The following is a 17,742-nucleotide window of genomic DNA, read 5'->3' as shown; positions in this document are numbered from 1 at the left end:
CAAATTGAGAATGGATCGCGCAGGGAGGAAGGCGAATCAGGCAGTGCCCGGAAAGCGATTCACCTGCGCCGAGACGATCAGACGCGCGTATGGAGGCGCGCCGAGCCCGCCGTATTTCGCATTTCCCCCGTTGATCACTCCGGAAAGCTAACAGGAGACGGCGCGGCGGGCTTTGACGGTGAGCGGACACCGCTTGACGATCGCTCCACGCCCGCCCCGCCGCGAGACCGCCGCGAGACCGCCGCGCGGCCGGTCCGCGTTGACGTGAACCTCAAACAGACAATACTGTCTGAGTGATGGCGGGGGCCGGGCGTCCCCGCGCGTGTACCGGACGTGTACCGCCATCCGCCATCGTGCTCGCTGAGGCTCTGTCACCGATCGGAGGAATGATGGACGGGGCGGCGACTACGACGATCCCACCCGACGACGTGACCGGCGCGGCCGCGCGGCACGGGTTCGGCGCACTCTCCGACGTCCGGCGCGAGGTGACCGCGACGACGGCCATTGTCGGCGGCGCCGTGACCGCCGTGGTGTGCGTCCTGCTCATGTGGCTGCTGTCGCTCATTCCCGGGTCCACGGACGTGTTCTCCTGGGTCCACTCGCTGGCGTACCCGATCCACTTCGTCCTGCTGATGGGCTTCATCTGGGGGATCGTCTACGCGATCCGCGGCCTGACCGTCGGCTCCCGCGCGACGTACCTGTTCGAGGGCGGGCTGGTCGCCCGGCGCCGCAGCGGCCCGCTGGTGATCGCCTGGGGCGAGCTCGCCGCGGTTAAGGCCGTCTACAAGCGCAAGCAGGGCGACGAGGGCAAGGTCGCCGGCTACAAGGTCGAGGGCCGCGACGGCACGACCATCCCCGTCCCGCTGCTGCTGACCGGCGGCCGGGACGCCTTCATCGACCGCATCATCGCCGAGGCCGGCTCGCGCGGCCGCCCGGTCACCTGAGGGAGAGCACATGACGGAGCCGCAACCCGCGCCTCACTACCAGCAGCCCCCGCAGTACCAGCAGCCCCCGCAACAGGCCCCGCACTACCAGCAGCCGCCGCCCCAGCAGCAGGCGCCGCAGGACCAGCAGGTTCCGCACTACCAGCGGCCCGCGGCGCAGACGCCGCACTACCAGCAGGTCAGCGACGAGCAGCGGCGCATCTGGGACACCAAGGGCAAGCGCGGCATCGGCTTCGGCGCCGTGTGGTTCCTCGCCGGCCTGCTCATCACGCTCATCACCTACAGCAACGCCTCCGGGCCGAGCGGCGGCGTCTACGTCGTCGCCTGGGGCCCCATGCTCTACGGCGGCTACCGCATCATCTCCGGCTACCTCATGCTCAAGAAGAGCCAGCAGTAGCGGCAGCGGGCCAAGGGCGGGCGGCCGGGCGCACGGGCCGCCCGCCTTTCCGCGCGCGCCCCCGCGCCTCCGCGCCGTCCCGCCGCGCGCCCCCGTGCCGTCCCGCCGTCCCGTCGCGCGCGTCCCCCGACCCGGTCGCCGCGGGTCAGTACTCGTAGACCTTGACCGACGGCGGATGCTGGTACCAGGTCGCCACGATCGACGACGTGTGCTTGTCGGTGAGGAAGTCGACGCGCAGCCAGCCGTCCGCCTCCGTCACGCGCGTCTCGTACCCCGGGTTCGGCGTCGCCGACACCAGCTTCACGCGCCCGCCGGTGAACGCCAGCGCCGCCTGCCCGCCGCGCGTCGCGAAACTGCGCACGTTCCCGGTCGGCTTCTGCTTGGACGGCTTCCCGGACGGCGACGGCGACGGCGATCTGCTGGGCGTCGGGCCCTGGTCCTCGCCCGCCGCCGGACGCGGCGCCGACGTCGGCGACCCGACGCTCGTCGGCGGCCCCGGCAGCGTGGACGGGCTGCCGTGGATGACCGGGCCCGCGATCGGCGGCGGAGCCGACCGCTCCGACACCGCGCCGCGCACGACGCCGCGCACCCCGAGCCAGGACAGTGCCACCGCCACCGCGGTCGCGACCGCCCACGGGGCAACATACGACATCGCCCGACGCATCGACACATGGTGGCATACGGTTCCGGCATGGCGAGTGTTCTGGTTGTCGAGGACGACGCGAACGTCCGTACCGCCTTGATCCGCGAACTGAGCGCGCGCTCGCACGTCGTGCGCAGCGTCGGCACCGCGATGGACGCGCTCCGCGAGGTCACCCAGTCGCCGCCGGACGTGGTCATCCTCGACCTCGGGCTGCCCGACCTCGACGGCGCCGAGGTGCTGAAGATGCTGCGCGGCGTGTCCGACGTCCCGGTCATCATCGCCACCGCACGCGACGACGAGCCTGAGATCGTCCGGCTGCTCAACGCCGGCGCCGACGACTACCTCATCAAGCCGTTCTCCGCCGAGCACCTCAGCGCCCGGCTCGCCGCGGTGCTGCGCCGCTCCGCGCGGTCCGGGCCGTCCGCCGAGATCAGCGTCGGCGGCCTGCACATCGACCTCGACCGCCGCGAGGCCCGCCTGGACGGCGCGCCGCTCGAGCTGACCCGCCGCGAGTTCGACCTGCTCGCCTACCTCGCCGCCCGGCCCGGCCGCGTCGTCGCCCGCCGCGAACTGCTCGCCGAGGTGTGGCGGCAGGCCTACGGCGACGACCAGACCATCGACGTCCACCTGTCCTGGCTGCGCCGCAAACTCGGCGAGACCGCGGCGGAACCCCGCTACCTGCACACGGTCCGGGGCGTCGGAGTCAGGCTGGCCGAGCCCGGCCCCCGCGCATGAGCCGTGACCCGGGCACGACGCCCCCGCACGAGGAACGGGCCGCGCGATGAGACGCACGCTGGTCCTGGTGTCGCTCGCGGTCACCTCGATGGTCGCGCTGGCCTTCCTCATCCCGCTCGCCCTGACCGTCCGGGAGATCGCCCGCGACCGCGCCCTGACGACCGCCGAACGGCAGGCCAGCGCGCTCGGTCCCGTGCTCGTCGTCACCGAGGACCCGGCCGCCCTCGAACGCGCCGTCGCCAGCACTCAGGCCGGCGCCGCCGGGCGCATGACCGTGCACATGCCGGACGGCACGCTCGTCCCCAAGCGCAAACCCGGCGAACCGGCGGCGCACGCCGAGCAGCTCATGGAGGCGGGCCGCCGCGGCCGCTCCTACACCGCGCGCGTCTCCGGCGGGTACGCGCTGCTGCAGCCGGTGTCGCTGGACGCCGGCCGCACCGCCGTCGTCGAGGTGTTCCTGCCCGACGGCGACCTCACCCGCGGGGTGTGGAAGGCGTGGCTGGTGATGACCGCCGTCGCCGCCGCGCTCGTCGCCGGGTCCGTCGCCGTCGCCGACCGGCTCGGCAACCGGATGATCCGCTCCACCCGCCGGCTCGCCGAGGCCGCCGCCGCGTTCGGCGACGGCGAGATGTCGGTCCGGATCGAGCCGGACGGGCCGCCGGAGCTGATCGAGGCCGGCCTGGCGTTCAACGCGATGGCCGACCACGTCGTCCAGCTGCTGTCCGCGGAACGGGAGATGGCCGCTGACCTGTCGCACCGGCTGCGCACCCCCCTCGCTGCGCTGCGCCTCAACGCCGAGGCGCTCGGGAAGGGACCCGTCCCCGACCAGACCCGCGACGCCGTCGACCGCCTCGAACGCGAGGTCGACCAGATCATCCGGACCGTCCGCCGCCCGACCGGGCGCGGCAGCTGCGACGCGTCCAAGGTGCTGCGCGACCGCGTCGGGTTCTGGTCCGTGCTCGCCGAGGACGAGGGCCGCTCCTGCGAGCTGATCGGCGCCGAGGGCCCGGCGCCGCTGCCGCTGCCCGGCACCGAGCTCGCCGCCGCCGTGGACGCGCTGCTCGGCAACGTCTTCCGGCACACCGCCGAGGGCACCGGCTTCGTCGTCACCCTCCACCAGGGGCAGGGTGTCACCGGCATCCTCGTCGCCGACGGCGGCCCCGGCATCGCCGACCCGGACGCCGCCCTCAAACGCGGCAGCAGCGGCGGCGGCTCCACCGGCCTCGGCCTCGACATCGCGCGCCGCGCCGCCGAGTCGACGGGCGGCTACCTGCGCATCCACCGCAGCGTCCTCGGCGGCGCGCAGGTGCAGATGTGGTTCCGCACCAAGTGGCTGCCCCCGGCCCGCCGCTCCCGCCGCCTCGTCCGCCGCCGCCACTCCCGCACCTGATCAGTCCCGCACGTGGTCGCCCGTCGCGCCGTCGATCAGCTCCCGGACGACGTCCATGTGCCCGGCGTGCCGCGCGGTCTCCTCGATCATGTGGATCAGCACCCAGCGCAGCGACACCGTCGGCCCGAACCACGCCGTGCCCGTCGCATCGAGGTCCAGCTCGCCGATCACCGCGTCGGCCCCGGCCCGCGCCCGCTCGTAGAACGCGACGATCCCCCCGGTGGTCTCGTCCGCCTCGACCCGCAGGTCCATCTCGGGATCGTCGTCGGCCAGCGGCAGGGGCTCGGTCTCCCGCCCGAACGTGTGGCAGAACCAGAAGTACTCCATCGCCGCCAGGTGCTTCGTCAGCCCCAGCAGGCTCGTCCCGGACGGCGTCACCCGCCGCCGCACCTGCTCGTCGTCGAGCCCCTCGAGCTTCCACGGCACCACGTCCCGGTGCCGGTCGAGGCTCGCCAGCAGGCTTTCCTTCTCATCGCCGAGGAACGGCACATCCTTCATCGCTGGACCGTACCAGCGCGGAGGCCGGCGCCCGCCCGGAGCACCGGCCCCCGCCGCCGCGTCAGTGGCAGTCGGAGTACTTGATGTACCACTTGCCGTTCCCGTCGCCGGTCTTGTAGTCGGCGATCCAGAACTTGTCCGGGAGCCGCACCCACAGGTACCCGTCCCTGCGCTGGACGGTGTCCCAGTCCGTGGTGACCTGGCTGCCGTGCTTGAGGACGCGGACGACCCGGTACCGCAGCCCGGGCCCCTCCCGCAGGTTCAGCCCGCCCGACGGCAGGACGCGGCCGTGGCACCACCGCTGCCGCAGCTCGTCCCGCACCATGAGCCGGTGCATCGCCTTCGCGGCGCCCTTGGCCCCGACCTTGATGCCGCCCGGCCCGTGCCCTTCCTCCGCGTCGCGCGGCGGCTTCGCCTGGCCGCCCTGCTGCGCCGGCCGCGGCGGCGGCTGCTCGCCGGCACCCGCGGCCCCGCCGGTACCCAGCGCCGTCCCCGCAAGCGCGACCCCGGCCAGCCCCACACCGAACTTGATCCCTACATGCATCCGTTCTCCTCCGTACGAACCGACACGCGGACGCTACTCAGAGTGACAGATGACGACCCCAAAGTGACAGCACCAGTTCAGCGCCAGGGTCCTTCCAAGGGCGGCAGGTAGGGGCGGAAGTGGTCGGCGACGATGTCGGCAACGGCCTCAGCGTCGCGCGTGCCGTCGACTTCGATGACGCGGACACCGAGGCGCCGAGCGGACCGGACGGCGTCGTCGGCCACAAGACGATCCCGCCCGAGCCGATTCCGCTGCGCCCGGTCAGGGTCGCTGACGCCGTGCCCGACGCCCGCGGTCCGGGGCAGCTCGCGCAATTGCCGTTCGCGGAACGCCTCGGTGGGCACCATGACGACCATCTGTCGAGGCGACTCGACGATCGGCGCGACCAACTCAGGCCGCAGCCCCCAGCCTTCGGCGACGATGGGACGCCCGGAAACCAGCGCGCGCAAATCGTCCAAGGCCCATTCAAAACGAACGGGAAACCCGGCGAGCGTCTCAGCAGCCATCTCCTGCGGAGTGGTGTTCACCCACGTGACATCGGGATCCGGCGCCTCGGGCGACTGTCCAAGCCTGACCCGCCGCGCGACCCGCCGATCATCGTGCCCCCGAGCATCGTGGTAGTCGTACTGATAAGCAGTCAGCCCATACCGAACGGCCAGCAACCTGGCCACAGTAGTTTTCCCAGCCCATTGCCCACCACCAACCCAAAGCACCCGCCGAAGCGTCCCAAACGGATCCCAAACCCCACCACCCTCAACCACAAATCTCCCTCCCAACGCGCCCAACGACCATCCCATCTCCGCAGACGACCGCCTGCCTCCCAAGACGGCGCCCGAATAAGCCTCGCTCACCGCAAGGCGCGAGAACGAATCCTACGGCGCCGTCCCCGGGGACGTGGTTCCGCTTTGCCGAGAGCGCAGAAAGCCCCGGGGATTCGCCGGCCCGAAGGCGTAAGGTTCAGGGGCTCTGAACGTCTCGGAAGGGAGCCCACAATGACGAACACTGTCGATAACGAGGAACTGGTCCCCCTGATCGCAGAGGCATTGCGCACTGCACCGAGGGAGCCTCTGCAGAAGGTGTACGGCCCGGGGACCGATCCTGATCTCCTCTACGAAGCAATCGATCAGGCTAGGGATACCACCGGCATCGGCACGGGGTACAAGGTGCGTTCGGATCCTGCGGACCCGGCCTCGACCTTGTTCATCGAGATCGAGTTGCAAGGTCGTATCGTGCTCTCGTTCCAAGTCCTGGGACACGGGCGGCCTAGCGTTCCGATGAAGTTCGTCCGCGCCTACGACTAGGCGAACGGTTCACCACCCGATTAGTGACGCGCCTCTGCCGTTTGGCGTGGGTTGTTGTGGTGCGAGTAAGGGGCATGGGGAGTTCGGACGAGCCAACGAGGGCGAGCGCAGCCACGCGCCAGCTTCTCTCAGAGGTCGATGGCGCAGGGGCGGCCTTGCCGGCGCCGGTGGCTATGACCTTGCGGTTCGGGCGGTGGTCTGTGTGGGGTCGGTGGGTTGTAGGGCCGTGGGTTGGGCCTCGTCCCTGTTGGGCGGGAGGGGACGGGGAGCTGGTTGTGGGAGCCAACGAGGGCGAGATCGCTCGGCTGAGGGCGACTGGGTTGGGTGGTTTGCTCGGGCTGGTTTCTCTGTTGTTGCAGGTGGGCGGCATTCGCGGGTGGGCCTGAATAAGGCTTGCTCAGCGGTTCCCTAAGTGAGGCTTAAGGGGGTTCTGGGGTGGGCGGGGGCGGCTTAGCGTTGGGCTTGTTCACATCGGAAGACGGCGGAGGTGCACAGGCGGAGAGCAGAGCGAACGTCGACTGAGGTTCCTGATTGAGACAGGTCTCTGGCCCGCACGGCCCCGTTACCCCGCTCTGGGGCCGTGCGGGCCAGAGGCCTTTTTCAGTCGCGGGGGAGGGCGCCCAGGAGGAGGAGGCGGAAGGCGTCCGCGGTGCCGGTGGCGGCGGTGTCGCCGGTGGCCAGGCGGCGGACGGCCAGGCCGTAGAGCATCGCGACGATCGCCGGGGCGTGCCGCTCCGCGTCGGGGATGCCGAGTGCGGTGAGGACGGCGGTGGCGAGCCGGTCGTAGGCCTCGACGGAGCGGGCCGACGTGTCGCGGATCGCCGGGTCGCGGGCGGCGTGCAGGTGCAGCTCGAGGTTGGCGATCTGCTCGGGGCCGTAGGCGAAGTCGACGACGGCCTTCTCCACGAGGTCGGCGGCGTCGACCGGGGCTATGCCGGATTCGCGGAGGTTCTCGGCGTAGGCGGTGATGCGGGCGATCTCGGCGTCCACGAAGGCGCGCAGCGCCTCGCGGAGCAGTTCGTCCTGGCTGGGGAAGTGGTAGGTGAGGGAGCCGAGGGAGACGCCGGCCGCGCGGGCGACGGCGCGGTTGGTGACGGCGCCGATGCCCTGCTCGCCGATCAGGCGGAGGGTGGCGTGGAGGATCTGGTCGCGGGCGCTCATTACCGCACAGTCTTCCCTAAGGCCGGCGCGGACGCTATCGTTCGTTCGAACGAACGATAACCCGGAGGTGGGCGTGGAGCTGGGTCTGGCCGGTCAGGCGGACGCGCTGCGGAAGGGCGAGGTGTCCTCCGTGGAGCTGGTGGAGGCGTCGCTGGACGCCGTCCGGCGGCAGGAGTCCCTCGGGGCGTTCCGGGTCGTGCGGGAGGCCGCGGTCGAGGAGGCGCGGGAGGCCGACAAGCGGCTGGCGGAGGGGGAGCGGCTGCCACTGCTCGGGGTGCCTGTCGCGATCAAGGACGACACGGACATCGAGGGTGAGACCACGCCGTTCGCGGTGGCCGGCGACCATCAGCCGGTGAAGCGGGACGGGGAGATCGTGCGCAAGCTGCGGGCCGCGGGCGCGATCGTCGTGGGCAAGACGACGACGTGCGAGATCGGGTTGTGGCCGTTCAGCGAGTCGCCGGAGTACGGGATCGCGCGGAACCCGTGGAACCCGGAGTACACGCCCGGCGGGTCGTCGGGCGGGTCCGCGGCGGCGGTGGCGGCGGGGATGGTCGCGGGGGCCGTGGGGTCCGACGGGGCGGGGTCGATCCGGATTCCGGCGGCGTGGACGGGATTGGTCGGCATCAAGCCGCAGCGGGGACGCGTTTCCGGTTATCCGCATACGGACCCTTTCAACGGCATCACCGTCTGGGGGCCGCTGGCGCGGAGCGTTAAGGACGCGGCGTTGATGCTGGACGTGCTTTCGGGCAGCCATCCGGAGGACGTGTACCAGGTAGGACGTCCGGTGCTGCCTTTCGTGGACGCGACGAGGCGGGAACCGGGACGGCTGCGCATCGCGGTCTCGTACCGGACGGCCTTCGGGGTGAGCGGGAAACTCGACCCGGAGATCCGGGCGGCGGTCGAGCGCCTTTCCCGGCGGCTGACCGAGCTCGGGCACAAGGTGTTCCCCGCGGACCCGGATTACGGGCTGGTGGGGCTCGGCCTGATTCCGCGCGGGACGGCCGGGGTCGCGGATTGGCTGGACGCGATGCCGAACCCGAGGCCGGAGGCTCGGACGGAGGCCGAGGCGCGGATCGGCCGGGTCCTCGGGAAGCGGCTGCTTCCGCTGGCCAAGAGAATGGACCCCTATCTGCAGAAGAAGGTCGGGCGCATCTTCCGGTTCGCCGATGTGGTGCTGACACCGACGACCGCGCAGCCGCCGTTGAAGGTCGGCGCGTTCGACGGCGCCGGATATCAGAAGACGCAGTCGGGCGTGGCGGCGGCGTGCCCTTATGCGTGGACGTGGAATGTGCTCGGTTGGCCGGGCGTGAACGTCCCGGCGGGCTTCACGAAGAGCGGCCTGCCGATCGGGGCGCAGCTTCTCGGCCATGATTCCGACGAGGCGACGCTGATCTCGCTGGCGGCCCAGCTGGAGGCCGTCGAGCGGTGGACGGAGCGCCGTCCCCGATGAGGCCCGTGCCGGGCCGCCGGTGCGGGGGTCCGATCCGTCACCGGCGGCCCGGCGCGTTCAGTAGCCGGCGCCGGTGAGCAGGCCGCCGTCGACGAGGACCTCGCTGCCGGTGCAGTACGACGAGTCGTCCGACGCCAGGTAGACGATGAGGCCGGACACCTCCTTGGTCTTGCCCATCCGGCCGAGGGGGAGCGCCTTCATGAGCGCGTCGGCGCTGTCGGCCTTGGCGGCGATGATGTCGTCCTGCATGAACAGCGGGGTGATGATGCCGCCGGGGTGGATGGAGTTGACGCGGATCCCGTACTCGCCGAGCTCGCGGGCGGCGGACTTGGTGAGGCCGCGGACGCCGAACTTGCTGGCGCTGTAGGCGGCGAGGCCGTCCGCGCCGACGAAGCCCTCGGTCGAGGAGACGTTGACGATCGAGCCGCCGCCGGCCGCGCGCATCGCGGCCGTCACCGACTTCACGCCGAGCCACTGGCCCATCAGGTTGACGTCGATGATCTGCCGGAACTCGTCGAGGGACATGTCCTCGATGGTCTTGTAGCGGATGATGCCGGCGTTGTTCACCAGGACGTTCAGCGCCCCGAAGACCGAGGTCGCGGTGCCGACGGCGTGCTCCCAGTCGTCGGGCGACGTCACGTCCATCCGGACGAACCGGACGTCGTCCCCGAGCTCGGCGGCGAGCTTGCCGCCCTCCTCCTCCAGGACGTCGCCGAACACGACCTTCGCGCCCTCGGCGACGAAGCGCTTCACATGGGCCTTGCCCATGCCGCGCGCACCACCGGTGATCAGCGCCACCTTGCCGTCAAGCTGCCCCATCAACGCTCCTCGCTCCCAGCGGCGACCGCGACCGCGGCGCCCCACCAAACTAGCGAACGCTTGGTTCGGCGAACAAGGCGGCCCCGGAGCCGGAGCGCGGGGTCAGCGGGTGCGCAGGCCGTCGAACAGCAGCGCCAGCATCCGGTCGGCGTACCCGGCGGGATCCTGGGTGCGCTCGGCCGCGACGCCGATCGCGTTGGTCAGCCGCAGCAGGTCGGCGGCGTCGGCGTCCGCCCGGATCGCGCCCGCCCGCTGCGCCCGCTCCAGCAGCCCGCCGACCGCGTCGCGGATCGCGGCGGCCGCGGTGCCGAGCCGCGTCGCCGACCACCGCGGCGACATCGCCTCGATGAGCACGGTCGACGTGCCGCGCGGCGTCATCGCGCCGTCCAGGTAGCCGCGCAGCCAGCCCGCCAGCGCCGCGCCCGGATCCGGCTCGCGCATCAGCTCGGCGGCGTGCGCGAGCAGCCCGTCGATGCGCTCCTGGAGCACCGCGTGCAGCAGGTCGTCGCGGGTGGGGAAGTGCCGGTACAGCGTCCCGGACCCGACGCCCGCGCGCCGCGCGATGTCGTCCAGGGACGCGCCCGTGCCGTGTTCCATGAAGGCCGCGCGGGCCGTGCTGATCAGTCGTTCGTAGTTGCGGCGGGCGTCGGCCCGCATCGGGCGCGGTTGCATGGGCACCGTCCAGCGGCGTGCGCGGACGGCCGGACCGGCCGCCGCGTGTTACCGAAGAGCCTGCCATCTCCCCGCGCCGACGTCGAGGAAGGCGCCGTCGCGCGCCATCAGCCTCCGAGTGCGTCGCGGGACAGCCGGTCCGCCCTGCGAGTCGTCTCCGGAAGCCGGTACTCGGGCGTCACCGCGAGGACGTCGCGGCACGCCGAGTCGAGGTCGGTGCGGTGGCCGACCGACACGAACACCGGCTTCACGCCGTCGCGGGTCCGCAGCACGCGTCCGACCTCCTCACCGCCGTCCACCAGCGGGGACGCGGCGCCGCGCTCCGGACCCGGCGCGTCATAGGTCCCGACGAACGCGGTCTTGCCCACCCCGATCGTCGGCAGGCCGGTCAGCACCCCGAGATGGCACGCCAGCCCGAACCGGCGGGGATGCGCGACCCCGAACCCGTCGCAGACGAGCAGGTCGGGCGTGGTCTCCAGGGCCCGGAGCGCGTCCAGCAGGGTGGGCAGCTCACGGAACGCGAACAGCCCCGGCACGTACGGGAACGCGGCCGTCCCGACGGCGACCGACTCCTCCACGACGTCGAGGGACGCCGCGTCCAGGACGACCACCGCGGCGGCCAGCCGGGTCGCGGTCCCGCCGCCGTCGCCCGCGTACGCGACGTCCAGGCCGGCGACCGTGCGCGGGTTCGCCGGGCCGGGGACGTCCAGTTCGAGCATCGGGCGCAGCCGGTCCTGGATCGCCTCCGCCTCCGCGGGTGTGGACGGCCACGGGTGCAGGTCGCGTACCTCCATGAACCGGCACGCTACCGCCCCTACCGGCGGCGACGCGGGCGGCGACGCGGGCGGCGACTACGGTGAGGGCACGAGCGGCCGGAGCGGAGGACCGATGGACGGCATGACCCTGGACGGACGCACCGCCGTCGTCACCGGCGGCGCGGGCGGCATCGGGCGGGCGATCTGCGCCGACCTCGCCGCGCTCGGCGCCCGCGTCGTCGTCGCGGACCTCGACCTGCCCGCCGCCGAGGGCGTCGCAGGGGAGACCGGCGGGACCGCGGCCCGCGTCGACCTCGCCGATCCGGCGTCCATCGACGCGTTCACCGCCGGCGTCGGGCCGGTGGACGTCCTCGTCCACAACGCGGGCATCAGCATCGTGGAGCCGTTCGCCGGCAGCGACCCCGCCCACTGGGACCTGATGTGGCGCGTCAACCTGCGCGCCCCGATGCAGCTCACCCGCGCCCTGCTGCCCGGGATGACCGGGCGCGGCTGGGGCCGGCTCGTGTTCGTCTCCTCCGACGGAGCCCGCGCCGGGTCCGGGGGCGAGGGCGCGTACGCGGCCACCAAGGCGGGCCTGTTCGGGCTCGCCAAGAGCCTCGCCCGCGAGGCGGCGGGCGACGGCGTCACGTCCAACGTGGTGTGCCCCGGGCCGACGGACACGCCGATGGTCCGGACTGTGTCCGAGCGGCATCCGGACCTGCTGGCGAAGCTCGCCCGGCAGATCCCGCTGCGCCGCATCGGCCGCCCGGACGACGTCTCCGGCATGGTCGCGTTCCTGTGCACCGACCGCGCCGGGTACATCACCGGGCAGACCGTGTCCGTCAGCGGCGGCATCACCATGCAGTGAGCGGCGACATCACCATGCAGTGAGGCTCGGCATCACCTTGCAGTGAGCGGCGGCATCACCATGCAGCGAGACTCGGCCGGGCTCAGCCCAGCGACGCGTACGCGGCCTCCGTCAGCCGGAACGCGCGCAGGTCGCCGGACGCCTGCTCGCCCATCCTGTTCGGCAGGTACGCCAGCGCCAGGCCGGCGTCCGGGTCGCCGAGCCCGATCGAGCCGCCCGCGCCGGTGTGGCCGAACGCCGTCTCCCGCGCCCGCTTCGGGACGAAGTACGTCTGCGACGGCCGCATGAACCCGAGCCCGAACGAGCTGTCCACGATGAGCGTGCGGTCCGGGCCGGAGACCCGGCGGCGCATCGCCTCGCGCAGCGTGTCCGGGCGCAGGATCCGGCCCGCGACCAGGTCGCGGTAGAACCCCGCGAATCCGGACGCGGTCGCGAGCATCCCGGCGGACGGCCAGCCGGCGCGCAGCACCACCGGGTTGTTGTAGCCGCCCTTGCCCGGATGCGGGTTGTTCAGTGCCCGGTTCATTGGGCTCCGCGGGTCGGTGTACGCCGCGGCGATCCGCTTCAGGACGTCGCCGGCCGGGTTCTTCGGCCCGTCGGCCGCGCCGGAGACGCGCCCCTTCGCGGTCATCTTCGCGGCGCGTTCGATCACGTCGTCGGGCGCCCCGATCCACATGTCCAGGCCGCCCGTGAACTCTTCCTTGGCGAACGCGCCGACCGTCCGGCCGGACAGCCGCCGGACGATCTCCCCGGCCAGCCAGCCGTACGTCAGGGCGTGGTAGCCGTGCGCCTCGCCCGGCGTCCACTCCGGCTTCTGCGCGGCGAGCAGGTCCGCGAGCGCCTCCGGGTCGGCCGCCTCCTCCGCCGACACGGGACGGTCGAACGCGGGGAGCCCGACCTGGTGCGACAGCAGGTGCGCCGCCGTCGCGCCGTCCTTGCCGTGCTCGCCGAACTCCGGCCACCACGCGGTGACCGGGCCGTCGACCTCGTAGGCGCCGCGCTCGGCGAGCAGCAGCGCCGCCGCGGCCGTCACCGCCTTGGTGCAGGAGAAGCCGAAGCACGGCGTGTCGGCGGCCCAGGCGCGGCCCGTCCGGTGGTCGGCGACGCCGCCCCACAGGTCCACGACCTTGCGGTCCCCGGCGTACACGGCGACGGCGGCGCCCAGTTCCCGCCCGTCGGCGAAATGCTGCTCGAACACCTCACGGACGGCGGCGAACGCCGGATCGCAGTGCCCCTGCACAGTGCTGCTCATGCCCGGTCCTCTCCACGGGGGTTTCTAGAATCATGCTCGAAGATTCCAGAAGACCGGGCATCGGCCCCCGTGTCACGCCCCCCGGACGGTCACCAGCGGTCGCGGTGCACGACGTCCTCGAACGCCCGCCGGGCCGGGTTCCGGACGGGCTTCAGCGGGCGGCCCGCCGGGTACCCGAGCCCGACCAGGTACGCGCAGAACCGGTCCTGCGGCAGGCCGAGGACGCGGCGCGCCACCGCCTGGTCCATCACCGTCGCGTGCCCGCTGCCGATGCCGAGGTCGGCCGCCGCGAGCATGATGCTCAGCATCGCCTGCCCCAGGTCGAACCGCGAGGTCTCCCGCTCGCCGGGGTCGTCGTAGTCGCGCATGACCAGCGCGATGGTCGCCGCCGAACCGGGGATGTGCGCCGCGTACATGCCCGCGTCCGCCAGCTCCGCTAGCTGGTCCCGCTTCGTGACGACGACGAAGTCCCACGGCTGCCAGTTCTTGGACGACGGCGCCCGCCGCGCCGCCTCCAGGACACGGTCGAGGTCGTCCGGCGCGATCGGCTCGTCACTGTACTCCCGGACGTTGCGCCGGGACGTGATGGCGTTCCAGGTTTCCACGCGAGTCCGCTACCCGCCGCCCGCCCCGGGAAACGGTCAGGTCACGGGCGGCGGGACCGGCGCGGCCAGGTCACGGGCGGCGGGGACCGGCGCGGTCAGGGCCATCCCGCGCCGGGCACCTCGACCTCCGCGACCAGGACCCGTCCGCTTCCCGGCCGCACCGGCTCGGGCTCGGTCATGCCCTGCCATTGCGCGGCCGTGATGAACAGCGTCGTCCCGTCGGGGCCGCCCAGCGCGCAGGCGAACGCGCCCCGGTCCACCTCGACGACGCCGAGGACCTCGCCGCCCTCGGCGACGCGCACGCACCTGTCGTGGGGCACGTCCGCGTACCAGACGGCGCCCTCGGCGTCGGTGCAGATGCCGTCCGGCGTCCCGTCGCCGAGGGCCGCCCAGACGCGCCGGTCCGACAGGCCGCCGCCGGCGCCGATCGCGAACGCCACCAGCTCGCCGCGGTAGGAGTCGGCGACGATCAGCGTCGAGCCGTCCGGGGTCACGGCCATCCCGTTGGGGAACGCGATGTCGTCGGCGACCTCCCGCACCGTCCCGTCGGGCGTCGCGAGGAACACGAATCCGGGCTTGGCCTCCTCACCGGCCATCGGCTCGAACCCGGCGCGGTTGACGTAGGCGTTGCCGCGGCCGTCCACCACGATGTCGTTCCAGCCCGTCAGGCCGAGGTCCGCATGGACGGTCAGCGACCCGTCGTCCTCGCGCCGCAGCAGCCGCCCGTTCGGCGAGTCGACGATCACCAGCCCGCCGTCCGGGAGCCACGCCGTGCACAGCGGCAGCGACTTCACCCGCGCGACGACCTCAGCGTGCCCGTCCAGGTCCGCGGCGACGACCTCGCCCGCCGACCAGTCGGAGAAGTACACGCGCCCGTCGTGCCAGCGCGGCGACTCCACCAACCCTCGCCCGTCGACCAGCGTCCGGATCTCCGTCATGCTCCCTCACCCCCAGGTTCGCGGCCGGCCCGCCGCCGGCCTCCGACCCCTATACGAAGGACCTCCGCCCGGATCGACATCGCCGCAGCGGCGATTCCGGAAACCCGGCCCCAGCGCTAACCTCGCCGGTGAGCGCGGGGAACGCCCCGCGCGAGAGACGGGGCCGACCGTGGACGAGACGCAGCGGCACGAGACGACCGTTCCGAGTGCGGCGCGGATCTATGACTATCTGCTCGGCGGCAAGGACAACTACGCCGTCGACCGGGACGCCGCCGACCGGCTCCTCGCCGTGGTGCCCGACCAGCGCATCCTGGCCCGCGCGAACCGCGCCTTCGTCATCCGCGCCATGCGAATGCTGGCGGAGCGGGGCGCCCGGCAGGTGCTCGACGTCGGGACCGGCATCCCCACGTCCCCGAGCATCCACGAGGTGTTCCACGCGGTGGACCGGTCCGCGCGGATCGTCTACGTCGACAGCGACCCGCTCGTGAAGGTGCACAACGACGCCCTGCTCGCCACGAACGACCGGGTGACCTCGATCGAGGGCGACGTCCGCCGGCCGGACGAGATCCTCGACCACGTGCGGAGCCACGGGCTGCTCGATCTGTCGGAACCGGTCGTGGTGGTCCTCGCGGCCGTCCTTCACCTCGTCCCCGACGAGCAGGACCCTGCCGGGATCGTCGGGCGGTACCGCGACGCCATGGCGCCGGGCAGCCACCTCGTGCTGTCCCAGTTCGCGGCGCACAGCGATCCCGCCGCGATGGCGCGGCTGCACGCGATCGCCGACGGGACGCCCGTGCAGACCTACTTCCGCCCACGCGACCAGATCCTGAGGTTCTTCGACGGCTTCGAGCTGCTCGCCCCCGGCTTGGTCGACGTTGAGCGGTGGCGGCCCGGCATGGACGCCCCGGCGACCCGCCTGAAGATCACCGGCGGCGTCGCCCGCAAAAGCTGAACGCCCGGATCCGCGGGATCCGGGCGTTCGGCGACGCGGGGTCAGTAGCGGCTGTTCAGTAGCGGCTGTAGTGGTGCGCGGGCTCGGTGACGGCCTCCTCGGGCGCGGCCGCCGGCTTCGTGCGGCCGAACTCCAGCGTCAGCAGCGCCGCCGCCAGCCACACGATGTCGAACCAGGACCGGAACACGATGCTGCGCGGCTTGTAGTCGGGCCGGAACTTCTTGTCGAACAGGTAGAGCGACTCGACCGCGATCAGCGGGTCCAGCAGGTGCAGGGCCTGGTAGCCGGCCTTCTCCAGCGCGCCGCGCTCCTCGGCGTCCAGCAGCTCGCGGAAGGCCGCGAAGTTCAGCGAGACGAGCGCGTGCCCCTGCTCGCCGGCGTACTCGATCATCTCGACGATCAGCCGCTCGTTGACGCCGTTCGGCCCGCCGGGGGTGCGGCGCATCGCGTCGAGGCTGATGCCCTCGCCGGCGGTCACGTACCGCTGGAACGCGATCGGCTTCTTGTCCTCGTCGTAGGCGATCGCGACGACCGCGCCGGGGTGGTAGCCGGTGAGCAGCTCGTCGAGGTTCATCGAGAAGCCGCGCTCGGCGGCGCCGCCCAGCGAGCCCGACGCCACCTCCAGCAGCTCGGCGCGCAGGCTCGCGGACAGCTCGCGCTCGGGCACGATCTCGGTGGTGACGCCCGCGTTGACGGTCCGCTTGACGGCCTGCCGGACGTTGCGCATCTGCCGGCCCGACAGCGTGAACTCCTCCGGCCGGACGACGACCTCGTCGCCGAAGCCGAACGAGCGCAGCGGCCCCCACTCGGGCAGCAGGTCGGCGCTCGCGCCGAGCACCGCGGGCCGCCAGCCGGTCGTCCGGCACAGCTCCAGGAACTCCTGGACGGCGGCGGCGTGCGACTTCGGGTCGCCGACGGGGTCGCCGCCCGCCACCGCGATGCCGAACAGCACCCGGTAGCCGATCGCGGCGCGCCCGTCCGGGCTGAACACGTACGCCTTGTCGCGGCGCAGCGCGAACGGGGCGAGGGTGTCCGAGCCGGGGTGCGCGACCAGGCCGGCGACGCGGCGCCGCTCGTCCTCGTCGCCGGGCGGGGGCGCCGGGTCCGGCGCGAGCAGCGTCATGACGAGCGCGAGCAGGCCGACCGCGCCGGCCAGGCCGAGCACGCCGGGCAGCCAGGACGCGCCGTCGATGCGCGCGCCGGTGGCGCCGAGGCCGCTCGCCACGACCCGCACGGACCGGACCGACACGCCGCCGACCAGCACCGACCCGGCGACCGCGCCGATCACGAGGATCGCGCCGGTCTTCACCGCGGTGCGGACGCGGTCGGGGTGCGGGCGGACGGGGAACCGGTCGCGCTCCAGCCAGAGCCCGACCAGGACGGCCGCGAGGAGCGGCACGCGCCACGGCGCGTCGTCGCCCGCCACGACGGCGAGCAGGCCGAGGACGACCAGCGCGACCAGCCCGTACCAGGCGGCCCGGCGGCGCAGCAGGACGCCGCGCGCGATGAGCAGGAGCACGAGGCCCAGGGACACGGCGTGGGCGGGGGCGAGCGGGGTTCCGGTCGCCACCTCCGACAGCCGGGTGAGCCAGTGCGGGGACCATGCCATGGCGGGCACGGCGATCAGGACGGCGACGAACGCGGCGACGAGCGCCAGCGGCCAGACGGGCAGTGCCTCGCCGCCGGCGCGCTCGGCCGATTTCGCTGCATGCACGAGAAGGACACCTCCGCTGAGCCCCAACCATGATCCTTTGGAACTCATTCCCCGGATCGGACGTTATCTTTGGCCGCTCATGGTCAGCGTCGTCCGGACACCTC

The 17,742-nt window shown here is 72.7% G+C and carries 20 protein-coding genes; 8 read left to right on the top strand and 12 right to left on the bottom strand.

Annotated features, from left to right (window positions below):
* Positions 1 to 389: 389 nt before the first annotated feature.
* Together AB0C78_RS31625 and AB0C78_RS31620 are read left to right on the top strand one after the other, a co-directional pair.
* The gene (locus AB0C78_RS31625; protein ID WP_360754945.1) at positions 390 to 944 is read left to right on the top strand and encodes a hypothetical protein; all 555 of its coding nucleotides are present in this window, start codon (positions 390 to 392) and stop codon (positions 942 to 944) included.
* A 10-nt stretch (positions 945 to 954) separates the two neighbouring features.
* Complete coding sequence (locus AB0C78_RS31620; protein WP_360754942.1) at positions 955 to 1,341, top strand: hypothetical protein; 387 nt, start codon at positions 955 to 957, stop codon at positions 1,339 to 1,341.
* Between the two features lie 145 nt (positions 1,342 to 1,486).
* Here the strand turns inward: AB0C78_RS31620 and AB0C78_RS31615 are convergent, their stop codons facing one another.
* A complete protein-coding gene (locus AB0C78_RS31615) occupies positions 1,487 to 1,993 on the bottom strand; it encodes a hypothetical protein (protein WP_360754940.1) in 507 nt (168 codons plus the stop codon).
* A 39-nt stretch (positions 1,994 to 2,032) separates the two neighbouring features.
* Between AB0C78_RS31615 and AB0C78_RS31610 the strand changes: the two genes are divergently transcribed.
* Both AB0C78_RS31610 and AB0C78_RS31605 read left to right on the top strand, forming a co-directional pair.
* Entirely contained in the window at positions 2,033 to 2,719 is a 687-nt protein-coding gene (locus AB0C78_RS31610) for a response regulator transcription factor (RefSeq protein WP_192809148.1), read from the top strand.
* 46 nt (positions 2,720 to 2,765) lie between these two features.
* Positions 2,766 to 4,109, top strand: a complete 1,344-nt coding sequence (locus AB0C78_RS31605) for a HAMP domain-containing sensor histidine kinase (RefSeq protein ID WP_151544568.1) — start codon at positions 2,766 to 2,768, stop codon at positions 4,107 to 4,109.
* Here AB0C78_RS31605 and AB0C78_RS31600 read toward each other — a convergent pair whose 3' ends face one another.
* The 3 genes from AB0C78_RS31600 to AB0C78_RS31590 all read right to left on the bottom strand — a co-directional run bounded on the left by AB0C78_RS31600 (position 4,110) and on the right by AB0C78_RS31590 (position 5,822).
* Complete coding sequence (locus tag AB0C78_RS31600; protein WP_360754937.1) at positions 4,110 to 4,607, bottom strand: DinB family protein; 498 nt, start codon at positions 4,605 to 4,607, stop codon at positions 4,110 to 4,112.
* A 61-nt stretch (positions 4,608 to 4,668) separates the two neighbouring features.
* A complete protein-coding gene (locus AB0C78_RS31595; RefSeq protein ID WP_360754935.1) occupies positions 4,669 to 5,151 on the bottom strand; it encodes an SH3 domain-containing protein in 483 nt (160 codons plus the stop codon).
* A gap of 77 nt (positions 5,152 to 5,228) precedes the next feature.
* Positions 5,229 to 5,822: a hypothetical protein gene (locus tag AB0C78_RS31590; protein ID WP_360754933.1), complete on the bottom strand. Its 594-nt coding sequence runs from the start codon at positions 5,820 to 5,822 to the stop codon at positions 5,229 to 5,231.
* Between the two features lie 321 nt (positions 5,823 to 6,143).
* Here AB0C78_RS31590 and AB0C78_RS31585 point away from each other — a divergent pair, with 321 nt between their 5' ends.
* On the top strand, positions 6,144 to 6,452 hold the full coding sequence (locus tag AB0C78_RS31585) for a hypothetical protein (protein WP_360754930.1): 309 nt from the start codon (positions 6,144 to 6,146) through the stop codon (positions 6,450 to 6,452).
* Between the two features lie 600 nt (positions 6,453 to 7,052).
* On the opposite strand, the gene AB0C78_RS31580 is transcribed toward AB0C78_RS31585, so the two are convergent.
* Complete coding sequence (locus AB0C78_RS31580) at positions 7,053 to 7,613, bottom strand: TetR/AcrR family transcriptional regulator (protein ID WP_151545360.1); 561 nt, start codon at positions 7,611 to 7,613, stop codon at positions 7,053 to 7,055.
* Between the two features lie 73 nt (positions 7,614 to 7,686).
* Between AB0C78_RS31580 and AB0C78_RS31575 the strand changes: the two genes are divergently transcribed.
* Positions 7,687 to 9,063, top strand: a complete 1,377-nt coding sequence (locus AB0C78_RS31575; RefSeq protein WP_360754927.1) for an amidase — start codon at positions 7,687 to 7,689, stop codon at positions 9,061 to 9,063.
* Between the two features lie 57 nt (positions 9,064 to 9,120).
* Here the strand turns inward: AB0C78_RS31575 and AB0C78_RS31570 are convergent, their stop codons facing one another.
* The 3 genes from AB0C78_RS31570 to nfi form a co-directional block, all read right to left on the bottom strand.
* Positions 9,121 to 9,882 (bottom strand): glucose 1-dehydrogenase, encoded by a 762-nt coding sequence (locus AB0C78_RS31570; RefSeq protein ID WP_360754924.1) that lies wholly within the window; start codon positions 9,880 to 9,882, stop codon positions 9,121 to 9,123.
* A 102-nt stretch (positions 9,883 to 9,984) separates the two neighbouring features.
* Positions 9,985 to 10,554 carry a helix-turn-helix domain-containing protein gene (locus AB0C78_RS31565; RefSeq protein WP_360754921.1) on the bottom strand — a complete coding sequence of 190 codons (570 nt, stop codon included), beginning with the start codon at positions 10,552 to 10,554 and terminating at the stop codon, positions 9,985 to 9,987.
* Between the two features lie 107 nt (positions 10,555 to 10,661).
* Positions 10,662 to 11,348, bottom strand: coding sequence for a deoxyribonuclease V (gene nfi / locus AB0C78_RS31560; protein ID WP_360754918.1), 687 nt, complete (start codon positions 11,346 to 11,348; stop codon positions 10,662 to 10,664).
* A gap of 94 nt (positions 11,349 to 11,442) precedes the next feature.
* On the opposite strand from nfi, the gene AB0C78_RS31555 reads away from it, so the two are divergent.
* Complete coding sequence (locus tag AB0C78_RS31555; RefSeq protein WP_360754993.1) at positions 11,443 to 12,177, top strand: SDR family NAD(P)-dependent oxidoreductase; 735 nt, start codon at positions 11,443 to 11,445, stop codon at positions 12,175 to 12,177.
* An 82-nt stretch (positions 12,178 to 12,259) separates the two neighbouring features.
* Here AB0C78_RS31555 and AB0C78_RS31550 read toward each other — a convergent pair whose 3' ends face one another.
* The 3 genes from AB0C78_RS31550 to AB0C78_RS31540 form a co-directional block, all read right to left on the bottom strand.
* Positions 12,260 to 13,429, bottom strand: a complete 1,170-nt coding sequence (locus AB0C78_RS31550) for a serine hydrolase domain-containing protein (RefSeq protein ID WP_360754917.1) — start codon at positions 13,427 to 13,429, stop codon at positions 12,260 to 12,262.
* Between the two features lie 89 nt (positions 13,430 to 13,518).
* The gene (locus AB0C78_RS31545; protein WP_360754914.1) at positions 13,519 to 14,034 is read right to left on the bottom strand and encodes a nitroreductase family protein; all 516 of its coding nucleotides are present in this window, start codon (positions 14,032 to 14,034) and stop codon (positions 13,519 to 13,521) included.
* A gap of 95 nt (positions 14,035 to 14,129) precedes the next feature.
* Complete coding sequence (locus AB0C78_RS31540; RefSeq protein ID WP_360754912.1) at positions 14,130 to 14,972, bottom strand: SMP-30/gluconolactonase/LRE family protein; 843 nt, start codon at positions 14,970 to 14,972, stop codon at positions 14,130 to 14,132.
* Positions 14,973 to 15,141: 169 nt separating this feature from the next.
* Here AB0C78_RS31540 and AB0C78_RS31535 point away from each other — a divergent pair, with 169 nt between their 5' ends.
* A complete protein-coding gene (locus AB0C78_RS31535) occupies positions 15,142 to 15,924 on the top strand; it encodes an SAM-dependent methyltransferase (RefSeq protein WP_360754909.1) in 783 nt (260 codons plus the stop codon).
* A 55-nt stretch (positions 15,925 to 15,979) separates the two neighbouring features.
* On the opposite strand, the gene AB0C78_RS31530 is transcribed toward AB0C78_RS31535, so the two are convergent.
* The gene (locus AB0C78_RS31530; protein ID WP_360754906.1) at positions 15,980 to 17,638 is read right to left on the bottom strand and encodes a phosphatidylglycerol lysyltransferase domain-containing protein; all 1,659 of its coding nucleotides are present in this window, start codon (positions 17,636 to 17,638) and stop codon (positions 15,980 to 15,982) included.
* Between the last annotated feature and the right edge of the window lie 104 nt (positions 17,639 to 17,742).

Origin of the sequence: Actinomadura sp. NPDC048394 (assembly GCF_040651755.1) — a bacterium.
In the GTDB taxonomy this organism is placed as follows: Bacteria; Actinomycetota; Actinomycetes; order Streptosporangiales; family Streptosporangiaceae; genus Spirillospora; species Spirillospora montaniterrae.
This window is presented reverse-complemented; position numbering and strand designations above follow the sequence as displayed.

Coding starts and splice junctions, on each gene's coding strand:
- AB0C78_RS31605 (WP_151544568.1), top strand. CDS start 2,766: ATGAGACGCACGCTGGTCCTGGTGTCGCTCGCGGTCACCTCGATGGTC.
- AB0C78_RS31570 (WP_360754924.1), bottom strand. CDS start 9,882: ATGGGGCAGCTTGACGGCAAGGTGGCGCTGATCACCGGTGGTGCGCGC.
- AB0C78_RS31565 (WP_360754921.1), bottom strand. CDS start 10,554: ATGCAACCGCGCCCGATGCGGGCCGACGCCCGCCGCAACTACGAACGA.
- AB0C78_RS31595 (WP_360754935.1), bottom strand. CDS start 5,151: ATGCATGTAGGGATCAAGTTCGGTGTGGGGCTGGCCGGGGTCGCGCTT.
- AB0C78_RS31625 (WP_360754945.1), top strand. CDS start 390: ATGGACGGGGCGGCGACTACGACGATCCCACCCGACGACGTGACCGGC.
- AB0C78_RS31580 (WP_151545360.1), bottom strand. CDS start 7,613: ATGAGCGCCCGCGACCAGATCCTCCACGCCACCCTCCGCCTGATCGGC.
- AB0C78_RS31620 (WP_360754942.1), top strand. CDS start 955: ATGACGGAGCCGCAACCCGCGCCTCACTACCAGCAGCCCCCGCAGTAC.
- nfi (WP_360754918.1), bottom strand. CDS start 11,348: ATGGAGGTACGCGACCTGCACCCGTGGCCGTCCACACCCGCGGAGGCG.
- AB0C78_RS31585 (WP_360754930.1), top strand. CDS start 6,144: ATGACGAACACTGTCGATAACGAGGAACTGGTCCCCCTGATCGCAGAG.
- AB0C78_RS31615 (WP_360754940.1), bottom strand. CDS start 1,993: ATGTCGTATGTTGCCCCGTGGGCGGTCGCGACCGCGGTGGCGGTGGCA.
- AB0C78_RS31555 (WP_360754993.1), top strand. CDS start 11,443: ATGGACGGCATGACCCTGGACGGACGCACCGCCGTCGTCACCGGCGGC.
- AB0C78_RS31550 (WP_360754917.1), bottom strand. CDS start 13,429: ATGAGCAGCACTGTGCAGGGGCACTGCGATCCGGCGTTCGCCGCCGTC.
- AB0C78_RS31610 (WP_192809148.1), top strand. CDS start 2,033: ATGGCGAGTGTTCTGGTTGTCGAGGACGACGCGAACGTCCGTACCGCC.
- AB0C78_RS31600 (WP_360754937.1), bottom strand. CDS start 4,607: ATGAAGGATGTGCCGTTCCTCGGCGATGAGAAGGAAAGCCTGCTGGCG.
- AB0C78_RS31540 (WP_360754912.1), bottom strand. CDS start 14,972: ATGACGGAGATCCGGACGCTGGTCGACGGGCGAGGGTTGGTGGAGTCG.